12 protein-coding genes are annotated in these 14,359 nt (G+C 73.1%); 6 read left to right on the top strand and 6 right to left on the bottom strand.

What is annotated here, in order from left to right; genetic code table 11:
- The first annotated feature begins 71 nt into the window (after positions 1–71).
- Complete coding sequence (locus ACQKQD_RS00345) at positions 72–1,205, top strand: citrate/2-methylcitrate synthase (RefSeq protein ID WP_427507459.1); 1,134 nt, start codon at positions 72–74, stop codon at positions 1,203–1,205.
- A gap of 67 nt (positions 1,206–1,272) precedes the next feature.
- Here ACQKQD_RS00345 and ACQKQD_RS00350 read toward each other — a convergent pair whose 3' ends face one another.
- The gene (locus ACQKQD_RS00350) at positions 1,273–2,136 is read right to left on the bottom strand and encodes a class II aldolase/adducin family protein (RefSeq protein ID WP_132368014.1); all 864 of its coding nucleotides are present in this window, start codon (positions 2,134–2,136) and stop codon (positions 1,273–1,275) included.
- Positions 2,137–2,265: 129 nt separating this feature from the next.
- Between ACQKQD_RS00350 and ACQKQD_RS00355 the strand changes: the two genes are divergently transcribed.
- Positions 2,266–3,174: a LysR substrate-binding domain-containing protein gene (locus tag ACQKQD_RS00355; RefSeq protein WP_091926403.1), complete on the top strand. Its 909-nt coding sequence runs from the start codon at positions 2,266–2,268 to the stop codon at positions 3,172–3,174.
- Positions 3,175–3,421: 247 nt separating this feature from the next.
- On the top strand, positions 3,422–4,783 hold the full coding sequence (locus ACQKQD_RS00360) for an NAD(P)H-dependent oxidoreductase (RefSeq protein ID WP_427507191.1): 1,362 nt from the start codon (positions 3,422–3,424) through the stop codon (positions 4,781–4,783).
- A gap of 4 nt (positions 4,784–4,787) precedes the next feature.
- Here ACQKQD_RS00360 and ACQKQD_RS00365 read toward each other — a convergent pair whose 3' ends face one another.
- Positions 4,788–5,714 carry a helix-turn-helix domain-containing protein gene (locus tag ACQKQD_RS00365; RefSeq protein WP_427507192.1) on the bottom strand — a complete coding sequence of 309 codons (927 nt, stop codon included), beginning with the start codon at positions 5,712–5,714 and terminating at the stop codon, positions 4,788–4,790.
- Positions 5,715–5,800: 86 nt separating this feature from the next.
- Entirely contained in the window at positions 5,801–6,031 is a 231-nt protein-coding gene (locus ACQKQD_RS00370) for a hypothetical protein (protein ID WP_427507193.1), read from the bottom strand.
- 553 nt (positions 6,032–6,584) lie between these two features.
- Here ACQKQD_RS00370 and ACQKQD_RS00375 point away from each other — a divergent pair.
- Complete coding sequence (locus ACQKQD_RS00375; RefSeq protein WP_427507194.1) at positions 6,585–7,901, top strand: HlyD family secretion protein; 1,317 nt, start codon at positions 6,585–6,587, stop codon at positions 7,899–7,901.
- Positions 7,898–10,042, top strand: a complete 2,145-nt coding sequence (locus tag ACQKQD_RS00380) for a peptidase domain-containing ABC transporter (RefSeq protein ID WP_427507195.1) — start codon at positions 7,898–7,900, stop codon at positions 10,040–10,042. The genes ACQKQD_RS00375 and ACQKQD_RS00380 overlap by 4 nt, the downstream gene beginning before the upstream one ends.
- A gap of 19 nt (positions 10,043–10,061) precedes the next feature.
- On the opposite strand, the gene ACQKQD_RS00385 is transcribed toward ACQKQD_RS00380, so the two are convergent.
- Positions 10,062–11,018: a helix-turn-helix domain-containing protein gene (locus ACQKQD_RS00385; RefSeq protein WP_427507196.1), complete on the bottom strand. Its 957-nt coding sequence runs from the start codon at positions 11,016–11,018 to the stop codon at positions 10,062–10,064.
- Positions 11,019–11,152: 134 nt separating this feature from the next.
- Positions 11,153–12,451: an MFS transporter gene (locus ACQKQD_RS00390; protein WP_427507197.1), complete on the bottom strand. Its 1,299-nt coding sequence runs from the start codon at positions 12,449–12,451 to the stop codon at positions 11,153–11,155.
- Between the two features lie 380 nt (positions 12,452–12,831).
- Here ACQKQD_RS00390 and ACQKQD_RS00395 point away from each other — a divergent pair, with 380 nt between their 5' ends.
- Positions 12,832–13,293: a GNAT family N-acetyltransferase gene (locus ACQKQD_RS00395; RefSeq protein WP_091676032.1), complete on the top strand. Its 462-nt coding sequence runs from the start codon at positions 12,832–12,834 to the stop codon at positions 13,291–13,293.
- Positions 13,294–13,453: 160 nt separating this feature from the next.
- On the opposite strand, the gene ACQKQD_RS00400 is transcribed toward ACQKQD_RS00395, so the two are convergent.
- Positions 13,454–14,293, bottom strand: coding sequence for an alpha/beta fold hydrolase (locus tag ACQKQD_RS00400; protein WP_427507198.1), 840 nt, complete (start codon positions 14,291–14,293; stop codon positions 13,454–13,456).
- Positions 14,294–14,359: the final 66 nt, after the last annotated feature.

The following is a 14,359-nucleotide window of genomic DNA, read 5'->3' on the forward strand; positions in this document are numbered from 1 at the left end:
CCGGCCCTCGATCGGTTCGCGCAGGCTGCCGGCCATCGACGGATCGATCAATCTTGATACATCTGATCAACATGACGGAATGGCTGGACCGCGCCGAAGCCCTCGACGCCCTCGGGATCCGGGCCCAGACGCTCTACGCCTACGTCAGCCGCGGGCTGATCGAGGCGCGGCGGGCGCCGGGGCGGCGCCACAGCCAGTACCGGGCCGCCGACGTCGCGACGCTCGCCGACCGGCGCGGCCGGAGCCGCGCCAGCGCGGCGATCGCCGCGGGGGCCATGGCCTGGGGCGAGCCGTCGGTCGTCACCGCGATCAGCACCGTCCACCGGGGCAGCCTGATCTACCGCGGCCGCGACGCCGTGGCGTTCGCCCGCGACGCGAGCCTGGAGGCGACCGCCGACCTCCTGTGGGACAGCCCGGAGGCGACGCTGTTCGACGTTCCGGCCGACGCGGCCGCGACGCCGTTCCTGGCGCTGGCCGGGCTTCTGCAGGAGGCCGAAGCCGCGCTGGGCCGCGGCCACCACCGCCTGTGCCGCGACGCGCGCCGCGCCGTCGCGCATCTCGCCGCGTCCTGCGGCATCCCCGAAGGCCGGGCGCCCCTGCATCAGGGCCTCGCGCGGCTCTGGTCCCTCGACGCCGCGACCGCCGACCGGGTCCGCCAAGCGCTGGTGCTGCTGGCCGACCACGAACTGAACGCCTCGACCTTCGCGACCCGGGTCGCCGCCTCCACCGGCGCGCCGATCGCGGCCTGCCTCATGGCCGGGTTGAGCGCCCTGTCGGGACCGCGCCACGGCGGCGCCGCGGCGGCGGTGCTGCGGTTCGTCGACGAGGCCGCCGCGACGGGCCCGAGGGCGGCCGTGCGCGCCTGCCTGGATCGGAGCGGCGCGCTGCCGGGCTTCGGCCACCCGCTCTACCCGGACGGCGACGTCCGCGCCGCGGCCCTGGGCGCGGTCCTGCCCGCCGACCCCCTGCTGGACGCCGTCCGGGACTGCGCCGCGGAGGCCACGGGCGCGCGGCCGAACATCGACTTCGCGCTGACGGCGCTCGTCCGGACGGCGGGCCTGCCGCGGAGCGCGCCGTTCACGATCTTCCTGCTCGGCCGGAGCCTGGGCTGGGCGGCGCACGCCATGGAGCAGGGCCGCCAGGGGACGCTGATCCGGCCGCGGGCCCGGTACGAGGGGCAGCGGCGCCCGGCGGACCGCCCATAGCGGGAGGGCCGGCCTCGCGGCCGGCCCTCGATCTGTCGCGGCCCCCCGCGCGGGGCGGGCGCCGGCCTCAGGCGAACATGTCGGGCTGGGTCTCGGCGATGTGGTTGTACAGCGTCTGGAAGTGCAGCCAGCCGATGTAGTCGCTGCCGACGTGCTCGCGGCTGTAGCGGGCGGTCTTCTCCGAGAGGAGCTGCGGCTTGATGCCGGAGGCCTCGACCAGGAGCTGCTGCTGGCAGGCCCGCTCCAGGGCGATGAACCAGAAGGCCGCGTCGTCGATGCTGTGCTGCGAGCAGGTCAGCAGGCCGTGGTTCTGGTGCAGCACGCCGCGGTTGCGGCCGATCTGCTGGGCGACCGACAGGCCGCTCTCCTTCTCCACCGCCACGGCGCCCGCCGAGGCGCCGATCACGGCGTGGCTGTTGTAGAAGGCCGCCGCGTCCTGGCTGATCATCTCCAGCGGTCGGCCGGTGGCGCACCACGCGGTGCCGTAGGTGGTGTGCGCGTGGCACATCGCCATGACCTCCGGGTACTCCTCGTGCACGGCGGCGTGGAGGACGAAGCCCGCGCGGTTGATGGCGTGGCGCCCCTCGACCACCCGGCCCTTGTGGTCGGCCAGGATCAGGTTCGACATCCGCACCTGCGAGAAGTGCACGCACATCGGGTTGGTCCAGTACAGCTCCGGACGCTCCGGGTCGCGGATCGTCAGGTGGCCGGCGAAGCCGTAGTCGAAGCCGTGCATCGCGAAGGCGCGGCAGGCGGCCACGAGGTGCTTCTTGCGGTAGTCCCGCTCCTCGGCGTGGTTGGCGAAGTCCGGGATCTCCGGGAAGATCAGGCCGGCCTGCTCGGGCTGGTAGATCGAGGTCCGCCTGCGGCCGGCATCGTCGTTCGGCAGGTCGAGGGCGACGGCCGCCTCGTGGGCGTGATCGTCGAGCATGGCGTCTCCTTTCGTCGGGGTACGGACCGGCCCGCCGATCGCGTCGTGGCCGGCACTATCCTGCCGGATCCGCGCGTTGACAAACGACGATTTTTCACGCTTTCCATGAATTCAATTCACGGATTGCGCATGCGCCGGATCCCGAGCTTCTCCGCCCTGCGGGCCTTCGAGGCGGCCGCGCGCCTCGGCAGCTTCGCCCGCGCCAGCGCGGAGCTGCACCTCACGCCCTCGGCGGTGAGTCACCAGATCCGGGCGCTGGAGCGCTGGTTCGGGCGCGCCCTGTTCCGGAGGGCGAACCGCCAGGCGCTCCTCACCGCCGACGGCCAGCGCCTGCTGGCCGGGCTCTCGAGCGCCTTCGACGCGATCGAGGCGGTCTGCGCCGACCTCAGCCCGCCGTCGCCCGCGTCGCTGGCCGTGCACTGCACGCCGAGCTTCGCGGCGAAGTGGCTCGGGCCGCGGCTCCCCGCCTTCGTGGAGGCGCATCCCGGCATCGCCATCCGCCTCTCCACCAGCGCCGACCCGGTGGATCTCGGGCGGCACGAGGAGATCGACATCCTGATCGCCTACGGCCGGCCGCCGCACGGGCCCGGCCTGACCGTCGAATCCCTCGGCCCGGAGGAGATCGCCGCCCTCTGCGCGCCGGAGGTCGCCCGGGCCGCGCAGCCGGACGCGGCCGGATCGATCGGGCCCTTCACCCGGCTCGACTCGTCCTTCAGCCCCGTCCGCTGGCCGGACTGGTTCGCCCATAACGGCCTACCCTTGCCGACCGGGGCAGCCGGAGCGGCTTTCGACCGGGGCTCGCTGGTGATCTCGGCGGCCGTTCAGGGGCTCGGCGTGGCGCTGGAGACCCTCCGGTTCGCCCGGGACGAGCTCGCCGCCGGGCAGCTGGTGCGCCTCGGCGGCGATCGGGTCGCGAGCCTGACCCGCGACCTCCACTTCATCTGCTACCGCGAGCGCGACGGGGCCCTGGAGAAGATCCGGGCCTTCCGGCACTGGCTCCTCGACGTGGAGGCGCAGAGCCGGGCCGAGGCGGCCTGAGGCGGCCTGAGGCGGCCTGAGGCGGCCTGAGGCGGCCCGAGGCGGCCCGAGGCGGAGAGACCCGATCCCTCACCCCGCCCCGCTCCCGCACGGGAGAAGGGGGCGGCGCGTCGCCCGAACAGACCCCCGTCTTTTTATTCGGTGGGCCTCAACGGCATCGGGAACCGCGCTAGGTCCCCGTCCAACGACGCGGCGAGCGCGGCGGGGCCCGGTCCCGACCGCGCGCCACCCAGGGAGAGAACGCCCCATGTCCCTTTCCGCCAAGCTGCAGCGGCGCGCCGACGAGGGCCGGCCCGTCCGGGTCGGGCTGATCGGGGCCGGCAAGTTCGGCTCGATGTACCTGTCGCAGGCGCCGCGCACGCCCGGCATCCACCTCGTCGCGGTGGCCGACCTGTCGCCCGACCGGGCGCGCGAATCGCTGCGCCGGGTCGGCTGGGACGATTCGCGGTTCGCCGCGCGGGGGCTGGAGGAGGCCACGCGCGGCGGCACGACCCTCGTGACCGAGGATGCCGACGCGATGATCGCGAGCCCGTTCGTGGACATCGTCATCGACGCCACCGGCAGCCCGTCCGCCGGCATCCGCCACGCGCTCAAGGCCTTCGCGCACGGCAAGCACATCGTGATGGTCAACGTCGAGGCCGACGTGCTGGCCGGGCCACTGCTGGCGCGCCGGGCGGCCGAGGCCGGGGTGATCTACTCCATGGCCTCGGGCGACCAGCCGGCGCTCATCGCCGAGCTGGTCGACTGGGCCCGCACCATCGGGCTGGAGGTGATCTGCGCCGGCAAGGGCACCAAGTACCTCCCGGCCTACCACGCCTCGACGCCCGACACGGTCTGGGGCCATTACGGCTTCAGCGAGAGCCAGGTCGCGGGCGGCGACTTCAACCCGCAGATGTTCAACTCCTTCCTCGACGGCACCAAGTCGGCGCTGGAGATGGCCGCCGTGGCCAATGCCTGCGGGCTGACCCCGCCGCGCGACGGCCTCGCCTTCCCGCCCTGCGGCGTCGACGACCTGCCGGACATCCTGAAGCCGGTGGCGGATGGCGGCCTCCTCAGCGGACGCGGCACCGTCGAGGTGGTCTCGTCGGTGGAGCGGGACGGGCGGCCGGTCTTCCGGGATCTGCGCTGGGGCGTCTACGCGGTGTTCGAGGCGCCCAGCGCCTACGTGCGCGACTGCTTCGCCCAGTACGGCCTCAAGACCGATTCGAGCGGCCGGTTCGCCGCGACCTACAAGCCCTATCACCTGATCGGCCTCGAGCTCGGCATCTCGGTCGCCTCCATCGCGGTCCGCGGCGAGGCGACGGGGGCGACGGGCGACTGGCGCGGCGACGTCGCCGCCACGGCCAAGCGCGCGCTGCGGGCCGGCGAGCGGCTCGACGGCGAGGGCGGGTTCACCGTCTACGGCAAGCTGATGCCGGCGGCGGACTCCCTGGCGCAGGACGCCCTGCCGATCGGGCTCGCCCACAACATGGTCCTGAAGAACGACGTGCCCGCGGGCCGGGCCGTGCGCTGGAGCGACGTCGCCTTCGACGCAGATCAGGAGGCGATCCGCGTCCGGCGCGAGATGGAGGACCTGTTCCGCGGGGCGGCGGGGCGGGTCGCCGGGTAGCGTCTCAGGCGCGCCGGCCGGCCGTGCGCCCGGTCGGCGAGCGCCCGACGAGCTTCCGGAACGTGCGGCTCATGGCGCTGGCGCTCGTGAAGCCCGATCGCGCGGCGACCTCCGCCATCGATCCCGCGCCGGAGCGGATCAGGGCCTCGGCCCGGCCGACGCGCTCGCGCATGATGTACTGGTAGGGCGTGACCCCGGTGGTCTGGCGGAAGGCCCGGATGAAGTAGCCCTCGCTGAGCCCGACGATGGCGGCCAGGGCGGAGACGGTGATCTCCCGGTCGAGGTGCTCCCGGATATACGCGCAGGCCCGTCCGGCCTGCGACGCCGAGAGGTCGGGCGCCGCCGACCGGCCCGGCGCGCGCGCGGCGACGACCGAGCGCAGGACGGCCAGGTGGAGGCTCTCGATCAGCAGCGGATCGGGCGAGGGATCGTCCCGGTGCGCGCAAGCCAGCGCGTCGAGGATGTGACAGGTGCTGCGGCAGGCGCGGAGATCGCGCCCGTCCGCCGCGAAGGCGATCTTGCCGATCGGCGCCTCGGCGAGCCGCTCGACGGCCGCGGCCGAGAAGGAGAGGACGCGGCCGGCATACGGACCCGCCCACCGGGTCGTGCCGTTCAGGCCCGGGCGCCGGACCAGCAGGCCCTCGCGCTCGCTCAGCCGCGCCGCGATCTCGTAATCGACCGCGTGGTGCGCCCCGGCGGGCTGCGTGCTGGCGGCGACCTCGAGTCCGGTGACCGCGTGCGTGCTCCACCCGCCGACGGGGAAGCGGAAATCGATGAAGGTGATCTCCGGGAGGCCGCGGTCGCTCGGCGCGTAGCAGGTCAGCTCGGGACGGCCGGAGAGATGCCCGGTGCTGCCGCTCGTGGCGTACGCGATCGTCTCGGCTGTGGCCGCGGCTGAACTCTCGGCTGAATTCTCGGCTGTGCTGTCCATGCGGGCCCGTCGATCCCGGTGTCGTCGCGGTCTGGTCCCGCGACGGAGGAGGGCGGCCCCGCGGCCGCCCTCCCGGTGTCAGACCGTCAGCGCAGTGAGCCGGTCACGCCGCCGACGACACCGCCGACCGCGCCGAGCACGCTGCCCAGCAGGCCGCTCACCAGACCGCCGACCTGGCCCACGACCCCCGAGACCGCACCGAGCTCCTGGCTCGCGTCGACCCCGAGGCCGACGGTGAGGCCGACCCCGAGGCCGCCGCCGACCTGGTCCAGCTCGGCAGCGCTCAGCTCGCGGACGGTATCGATGCTGTCCTGCATGATCGTTCTCCAGATTGGAATTCAGGAAGAAGGTTATTTGCTTCGATCTATTGTCTGATCGTAGCGTCGAGGCGCCTTGGACGTCGGCGCCTGCCCTTAGGATTACAGAGATGTGCTTCGTGTCAATCGGTCCGGGGCGGCCGATACCGTTTGCGGGCGATCGACATCGGCGACTGCGCAAAAACTGACAGGGCTTGCCGTTCGTCGACAGTGCCCCAGGCGCTGCGACGCTCACCGACGTACGCGCTGCGAAACCCCGGGTCCGGGCGCGGCCTTCTCGTCAAGATTTTCGCGGCGCAGCATGAGATATCGCAAAAACTGACCTGTTTTTGCATCGCAAAACAAGTGATGCGGAGTATCGCGCTAAGCCTCTGAAGAACATGATTATTTCTGCGACTCTGCGACGTTCTGACGCAGAAAAAAAGTATTCAAAATTCGTCGCGTCGGCAAGTGTTGACACGCAACTCCCGCGATGCGACCGAGTAAGGCGGTACATGCCCAACGTATTGTCCTCGAATACGGCTGTCTCCTTCAGGAAGGTTGCTTTCTCCGGGTGCCAAGTCCGCTCTTTCGACTTGAGGTTATAGAGGCGCGACGCAACGCGTGGCTGGGCGAGGCGCAGATCATCCAGCCTCTGCCGGTCCGCATCGTGGCCGTGGCCTGCGTGATCATGGTGGCGGCGGTCGGCCTGTATGCCTGGCAGGGCACCTACACGCGCCGCATCCACGCCGTCGGCCTTCTCGCGCCCGATATCGGGCTGATCAGCCTCGCCAGCCCGGTGGCGGGGCGCGTCGGCTCGACCGGCGTCCGCGAGGGCGACAAGGTCGCGCGCGGGCAGCTCCTGTACACGATCGACCTCGACGCCGTGTCGGCGAGCGGCCCCACGCAGGAGCGCGTGATCGCCGAGCTGGAGCGCCAGCGCCAGAGCGTCGAGCGGCAGCGGACCGCCCGGGCCGATCTGGCCGGCACGGAGCGGCAGGCGCTGCGCGAGCAGGTGGCGAATCTGAGCGAGCAGTCGGCCCAGCTCGCCAAGCAGATCGACCTGCAGGACAAGCTGGTTCCGCCGCTCCGGGCGCGGGTCGAGGAACTCGCCGACGCCGTGGCGCGCGGCTACGCCCGCGCCGCCGACTTCCAGAGCCAGAACTACCTCTACATGCAGGCGAGCGCGCAGCTCGCCCAGTTCCAGCAGAGCCGCCTCCAGATCGACGGCAAGCTCGCCGAGACGAAGTCCCAGCTCGCCGCCTACGACGACCGGTTGGCCCGCGACCTCGCCGACCTCGACCGGACCGCCGCCCAGCTGGCGCAGCAGAAGGCCGAGAGCGAGGCGCGCCGCGCCATCGAGGTCCGGGCGCCCGAGGCCGGGACCCTGACGTCGATCCGCGCGCAGGTCGGCCAGACCGTGGCGGCCGGGGCGACGCTCCTGACCCTGCTGCCGAGCGCCGGGCGCCTCCAGGCCAACCTGTTCGTCGATTCGTCGGCCATCGGCTTCGCCGAGGCCGGCGCGCCCGTGATGCTGCGCTACGCCGCCTTCCCGTTCCAGCGCTTCGGCCTGCACCGCGGCGTCGTCACCGAGGTCACGCGGGCGCCGCTGGGCAGCGACGACGCGCCCGACTTCGCGCGGCGCGCCGCCGCCCGGGGGGAGGGGACCGACCTCTACCGCATCGTGGTCCGGCCCGATTCCGACACCGTGCTGGCCTACGGCGAGCGGCGCAGCCTCGAGGCGGGCATGCGCGTCGAGGCCGACATCGCCCTGGAGAAGCGGTCGCTCTACCGCTGGCTGCTCGATCCCGTGACGCATGTCCGGGAGAGCCTCGCCCTCGTCACGCGCGGCGGCCTCGACGCCCTGCCGGTCCGGAAGGCCGCCCCGTGACGGCGCCGTCCCTCGCCGCCCGGCTGGATTTCGGGCTCCGCCGCCGGGTGCCGGTCGTCCTCCAGGCCGAGGCCGCCGAGTGCGGCATGGCCTGCCTCGCCATGGTCCTGGCCTATCACGGGCGCCAGATCGACCTCGCGACGCTGCGGCGGCGCCATCCCCTGTCCCTCAAGGGCATGACCCTGCGCAACCTGATCGACCTCTGCGGCGCCCAGGGCCTGACCGCCCGCGCGCTCCGGGTCGAGCTCACGGACCTGCCCCGCCTCCGGTTGCCCTGCATCCTGCACTGGGGCCTCAACCACTTCGTGGTGCTGACCCGGGTCGAGCGCGGCGGCCTCGTCATCAACGATCCGGGCCGCGGCCGGCGGCGGGTCAGCCTCGCGGAGGCCTCGCGGGAATTCACCGGCGTCGCCCTGGAGGCGGTGCCCAATCCGGGCTTCCGGCGCGAGCGGGCCGCCCCGGGCCTGCGGCTGCGCGACTTGTTCCGCAACATGGCCGGCATCCGCGCCGCCCTGGCCCAGGTCCTGGCCCTCTCCCTCGGGATCGAGCTCGTCGCCCTCCTGATGCCCATCGCCTCGCAGGTCGTCATCGACGAGGTGATCGTGAACGCCGACCACGATCTGCTCCTCGTGGTGGCGATCGGCCTCGCGCTGCTGCTGCTGCTCCAGCTCGGCCTCAGCATCGCCCGCACCTGGGCGATCATGCTGGCCGGAACCCGGCTGAACTACCAGTGGTCGGCCGGCCTGTTCGACCACCTGTCGCGGCTGCCCCTCGACTACTTCGAGAAGCGCCATGTCGGCGACGTGATCTCGCGGTTCGGCTCCCTCGCCACCATCCAGAAGGGCCTGACGACCGATCTCGTCCAGGCCATGCTCGACGGGCTCATGGCGGTCGGCATGCTGGTGATGCTGACGGTCTACGGCGGCTGGCTGGTCGCCGTGGTCCTGGCCTCGACGGCGCTCAACGCGGTCCTGCGGGTCTTCGCCTACGGCGCGTACCGGGAGGGGAGCGAGGAGGCCCTCGTGGCCGAGGCCCGCCAGCAGACGCACTTCATCGAGACGGTCCGCGGCATGGCGAGCGTCAAGCTCCTCGACCTGCGCGAGCGGCGCGGCGGCGCCTGGATGAACCACTTCGTCACGGCCCTGAACGCCCGGCTGCGGCTGCAGCGCCTCGACCTCGTGTTCGGCCGCGCGAACGAGTTCCTGTTCGGCCTCGACCGGCTGATCCTGCTGGTGCTCGGCGCCCGCGCGGTCATCGGCGGGTCCCTGTCGCTCGGCATGCTGGTGGCGTTCCTGGCCTATCGCGACCAGTTCGCCACCCGGATCGGCAGCCTGATCGACGCGTGGTTCAAGCTGCGCATGCTCGACGTGCAGACCGACCGGCTCGCCGACATCGTGCTGTGCGAGCCGGAGGAGCAGGATCTCGCCGCCGGGGCGCAGCCGGGGGCGCCCCCGGTCGTCGCCCTGAAGGCCGGAGCGCTCGCCGGCGCGGGCCTGGCGCTGCGCTACGGGGCCGACGAGCCCTGGATCTTCCGCGGCGTCTCGCTGTCCGTCCGGGCCGGCGCGTGCTTCGCGATCACCGGTCCCTCGGGATGCGGCAAGACCTCGCTCATGAAGGTGATGATGGGGCTGACGCCGCCCAGCGAGGGGATCGTCACCGCCGACGGCCAGGACATCCGCACCTCCGCCGGGTCCTACCGGCGCCGGATCGCCGGCGTGATGCAGAGCGACGGCCTGTTCGCCGGCTCGATCGCCGAGAACATCGCGGCCTTCGACGAGCATCCGGACGCGGGCTGGATCGCCGAGTGCGCCGCCCGGGCGGCGATCCTGGACGACATCCGCCGCATGCCCATGGGCTTCGAGAGCCTCGTCGGCGACATGGGCTCGACCCTGTCGGGCGGCCAGAAGCAGCGCATCGTGCTGGCGCGCGCCCTCTACCGGCGGCCCGAGATCCTGTTCCTCGACGAGGCCACGAGCCACCTCGACGAGGCCACCGAGGCGGTGATCGCCCAGGCCCTGCGCGACCTGCGGATGACGCGGGTCATCGTCGCCCATCGCCCGGCCACGATCGCCCACGCGGACGCGGTGTTCGATTTCCCCGCCCAGGTCCGCGACCGGGCGGATCTCGCCGCCGCGGGCTGACGCGCCCGACGCGCTTCGCCTAGGGGAGCGCGGGCCGGAGGTCGCCCGGGGCCAGGCCGAAGCGCTTGCGGAAGCCGCGGTTGAAGGTCGGCACGTCGGTGAAGCCGCACGCGTAGGCGATCGAGGCGATCCGCACCTTGTCGCGGCGGGCCTCGAGGCGCCGGCGCGCGAGGTCGAGGCGCGCGTCGCGGATCGCCGCCGCGATGCCGCCGGTCTCCGCGAAGGCGCGGTACAGGCTGGTCCGGGAGAGACCGAGCGCGCGCTGGATGTCCTGCGGGTTCAGGTCGGGATCGTGCATCCGCCGCGCGATGTGGGCGCGGGCGAGCGAGACGACGGCCGCCTGCGAGACCGCCTCCGGATCGCCGCGCCGGGCCGCGCCGTCGACGAGGTGGCCGAGGAGGTGGAGCACGCCCTCGACGGCCGCCTGCGCCTCGTCGGCGGACATCCAGGCGACCGAGCCGGCCACCCCGCGCAGCCGCGCCCGGACCTCCGCCCCGGCCGGGAGCGGGCCGAGGCTGCGGCCCGCGAAGGCGTCGGCGTCGCCGACGAAAGCCTCGAACATCTTGCGCGGGACGGCGAGGCGGATCTCGCCGTAGGCGCTCTGGGTGCCGGCCACGAAGGGCCGGTTCCGCGTCAGGAAGCTGATGTCGCCGGGGGTCAGCTGGGCCCCGCGGCCGTTCTGTTCCTGGTAGCCGACGCCGTCGAGCGCGAGGCCGATCACCACCATCCCGCGGGCGTTCCGGTCGACGTGGCGGGAGCGGAACTCCACCGCGACCGGGCTGCTCACCGTGTGGGTCAGCGACCAGCCGGCCGAGGCCACGCTCAGGCGCTTGGCCGCGAACCGCTCCCGGGGGTGCCGCCGGCCGATGTCGCCGAATCCGGCCAGGGCCGTGCAGCGCCAGAACTCGAAGGCCTGCTTGGGGTCGACGTGGCTGGTCGTCTCGACGAGGCTCGGGACGAGCACCGGGCTAGACACGTGTGACACCCCCGGCGTGCCCGGCGGTTCCGTCCGGCTGCCTGCGCAACTTTATCGTGTGAATCTTGCCGGATTGGCAACCGACGCCATCCGGCGCGGCGCCGCGGGTCGGAGACCCGCGTCTCCGGGTTTCCCTAAGCAAGGGCCTGCCCGGACAGGCCGCGCGGTCCGGCGAGGAGCAGGGCCGCGCTCGCCGCGAGGACGAGCGTGATCACCGCGAACATCGCGTGCGGCCCGTAGGCCGAGAGGATCGGCAGGAGGATGATCGGCGCCAGCGCGGCCGCGACCCGGCCGCCGGCCCAGGCGCAGGTCATGGCCGAGGCCCGCAGCGGCGTCGGGAGCAGCTCCGTCGCGTAGACGGCGAGGATGCTGCCGTAGGTCGCCGCCGCGGTGTTGAAGGCGATGCCGACCAGGACCAGGGTCAGGAACGTGCCGCTCGCGGCGAAGGCCGTGCCGAGGGCCGCCATCGCCGCCGCCAGGGCCGTCAGGACGGCGCGCCGCTCGAGCCGGTCGATCGCCAGCGCGGTCAGCAGGGTACCCAGGGGCGGGCCGAGCATCGACAGCGCGGCGAAGACGAGGGATTGATCGACCTTGAAGCCCTTCTCCACCATCACGACGGCGCTGAGCAGCGGGAAGGCGATCGTCGCCAGGGGGGCGAGGGTGTAGAGGCCGACGAACAGGGCCGTCCGGCGCATCTGGCGCGTCTCGGCGAACAGGCCCCGGAACCCCGCGGGCCCGGTCGCGGGCGGGTCCGGGTCCGGGTCGGTGGGGGCGGCGACCCGGACCCGGCCGGCCGCGCGCTCGAACCGGCGGCAGGCGGCGTCGGCCTCGGCGGAGCGCCCGACCGAGGCGAGCCACCGCGGCGATTCCGGCAGCCGCGCGAACAGGACGCCGCCGAGCGCCGCCAGGGCGCCCCCGAGGATCAGCGCCCAGCGCCACGGCTCGATCCCGAGCGGCGCGGCCGGTGCCATCATCTGGACCAGGCCGATGGCGGCCAGGCCGCCGAGGAGCCCGAGTCCGGCGCAGACCAGCAGCGTCGCGCCGCGTCGGCGCGCGGGCGTCACCTCGGCGAGGTAGGTGGCGACCAGGGGCGGGAACCCGCCGATCGCGAACCCCGAGACCGTCCGGGCGATCGTCAGCGCCGTGAGCCCCTGGCTCGCGGCGGCCGCCAGCGATCCGGCGGCCATCAGCGCGAGGGAGGCCTGGAGCGCGCGCCTGCGGCCGAGGCGATCCCCCAGCATCCCGAAGACGGGTGCGCCCACCGCCCCGCCGGCGAACACGGAGGCGAGGAGCAGCGAGAGGCTGCCCCGCGGCAGGTTGTGGGGCGGCGCGAGGAAGATGGCCGCCAGGGCGTTGCTCAGGGCGACCTCGGCGATGTCGGTGAACAGGCCCAGCGTGCAGACGGCGAGCGCCGCCGCGTGAAGCCGCGTCATCGGAAGGGAATCGAGCCGCCGCGTGACGGCCGCGATCGACCCGGCGACCGATGCGGCGGCATCGGAGGCACTCGCGGTCTGGCTTCCGGCGTCGATCAAGAGTGTGAATCCTCTCCGGCCGGAGCGTGCCCGCAACCGGTGACGCACCGCCACGGCAGCGTGTTCCCCACCGGGGAACGTGACGGCGTTCACAAATGCACCATGCGCGCCATGGTTGCGGGTCGCAGGGAGGTCGGCGGTCCGCGGGTCTTGCGGAGCTGTCGATCCGCCCTCCGCTGAGAGCCTCGGCGCGGGGGCCGCACCGCCGTTCCGCGCCTTGCTGATCGTTGATCGGGAGGACATCCTGCGCGGGGGATGTCGGGGCGGATGGCCGGGGCACGATGTTCGAGATCGCGCGGGACGATCTGTCCGATACGCAGACACGAGCGCTGCTGGCGCTCCATCTCGCCGGCATGCACGCATCCTCGCCGCCGGGCAGCGTGTTCGCTCTCGACCTGTCAGGCCTGCAAGCACCGGACGTGACCGTCTGGACGGCGCGCCGCGGCGGGCGGGTGGCGAGCGTCGGGGCGCTCAGGATGGCGACGGACGGCACCGCGGAGGTGAAGTCCATGCGGACGCATCCGGATTTCCTCCGCCTGGGAGCCGGCGCGGCGATCCTCGACACCATTATCGCGGCCGCCGCCGCCCGCGGCGCGCGACGCCTCAGCCTCGAGACCGGATGCGGACCCGCATTCGCGCCCGCGCTCGAACTCTATCGGCGTCGGGGCTTCGTGAACGGCCCCGCGTTCGGGACCTACGTGCCGAGCGACTTCAACCAGTTCCTCCATCTCGCGATCGCCTGACGGGTCGGGTCGGCGTCCTCGTCGCGCCGCCGTTCCCGAAGCGGCCCGCGCCGCGCGTCCGCGATCCGTACGTCCAGGCGCAGAGGCCGACTGGGTTAGGGTCAGCAAGGCTGGCTGTCGGCCCGGTGAGTCGCGCGCGTCAGGGGGCCGCCCAGGACCCTCAAGGCCCGTCCAGGAAGCCGAGGAGCGCCGCGTTGAAGAGCGCCGGATCCTGGAGGAACGCGAAGTGGCTGGCATTGGGCAGGATCAGCAGCCCAGCCCCGGGAATCGTGGCAGCGAGGTACTCGGTGTGCGCGCGCTTGATACCCTCGTCGTGGTCGCCGTCCGCGATGAGGACCGGCGCGCGGATCCGCTTCAGATCGGCTTCGGTCCAGCGCGGCTGCCCGCCCCACATCCGGCCGACCGCGTCGACGAAGGCGGCGTAGTCCTTCGGGGTCGGCGAGAGGGCCTCGTACTCCTTGCCGGCCCGGTCGATGAAGGCGGCGAAGGTCGGGTTCGTCTCCACACCCTCGATCAGGCCCGACGGGTCGGCGTTGGCGCCGAACGCGAACACCTTGCCGACGCGGTCGGGATGGCGCATCGCCATGTCGAGACCGAGGATCGCGCCGTCGCTCCACCCGACGATGTCGGCGCGCGGGATCTTCAGCGCGTCGAGCAGCCCGACCACGTCGTCGGTCATCAGGTCGTAGCCGAATGGCCGATCGTCCCGGGTGCTGCGGCCGTGCCCGCGGCTGTCCACGAGGATGACCGTGCGGCGGGCGGCGAGCGCCGCGACCTGGTGGCCCCAGTAATCGGAGTTCGACAGGCCGCCGTGCAGCAGGACGACCGGCGGACCGTTGCCGATCGTGGCGTAATACAGCCGAATGCCGTTGACAGCGGCGCGCCCGGAAACCGTGCCGGCGACCGGCGCGGGGGTCGGCGGCAGGTCCTGCCAGCGCGGTCCGGCCCAGGCCGGGGCTCCGGCCAGCAGAAGCGTCAGGGCGATCGCAGTCCGAAGCATCGAGCACCTGTCGTCGTTGCCGGGGCCGGGCTGCCGGGGCGATCCGGTCCAGCGCGACCCGCCGCG

Source organism: Methylobacterium sp. NPDC080182, assembly GCF_050281105.1.
Classification (GTDB): Bacteria; Pseudomonadota; Alphaproteobacteria; order Rhizobiales; family Beijerinckiaceae; genus Methylobacterium.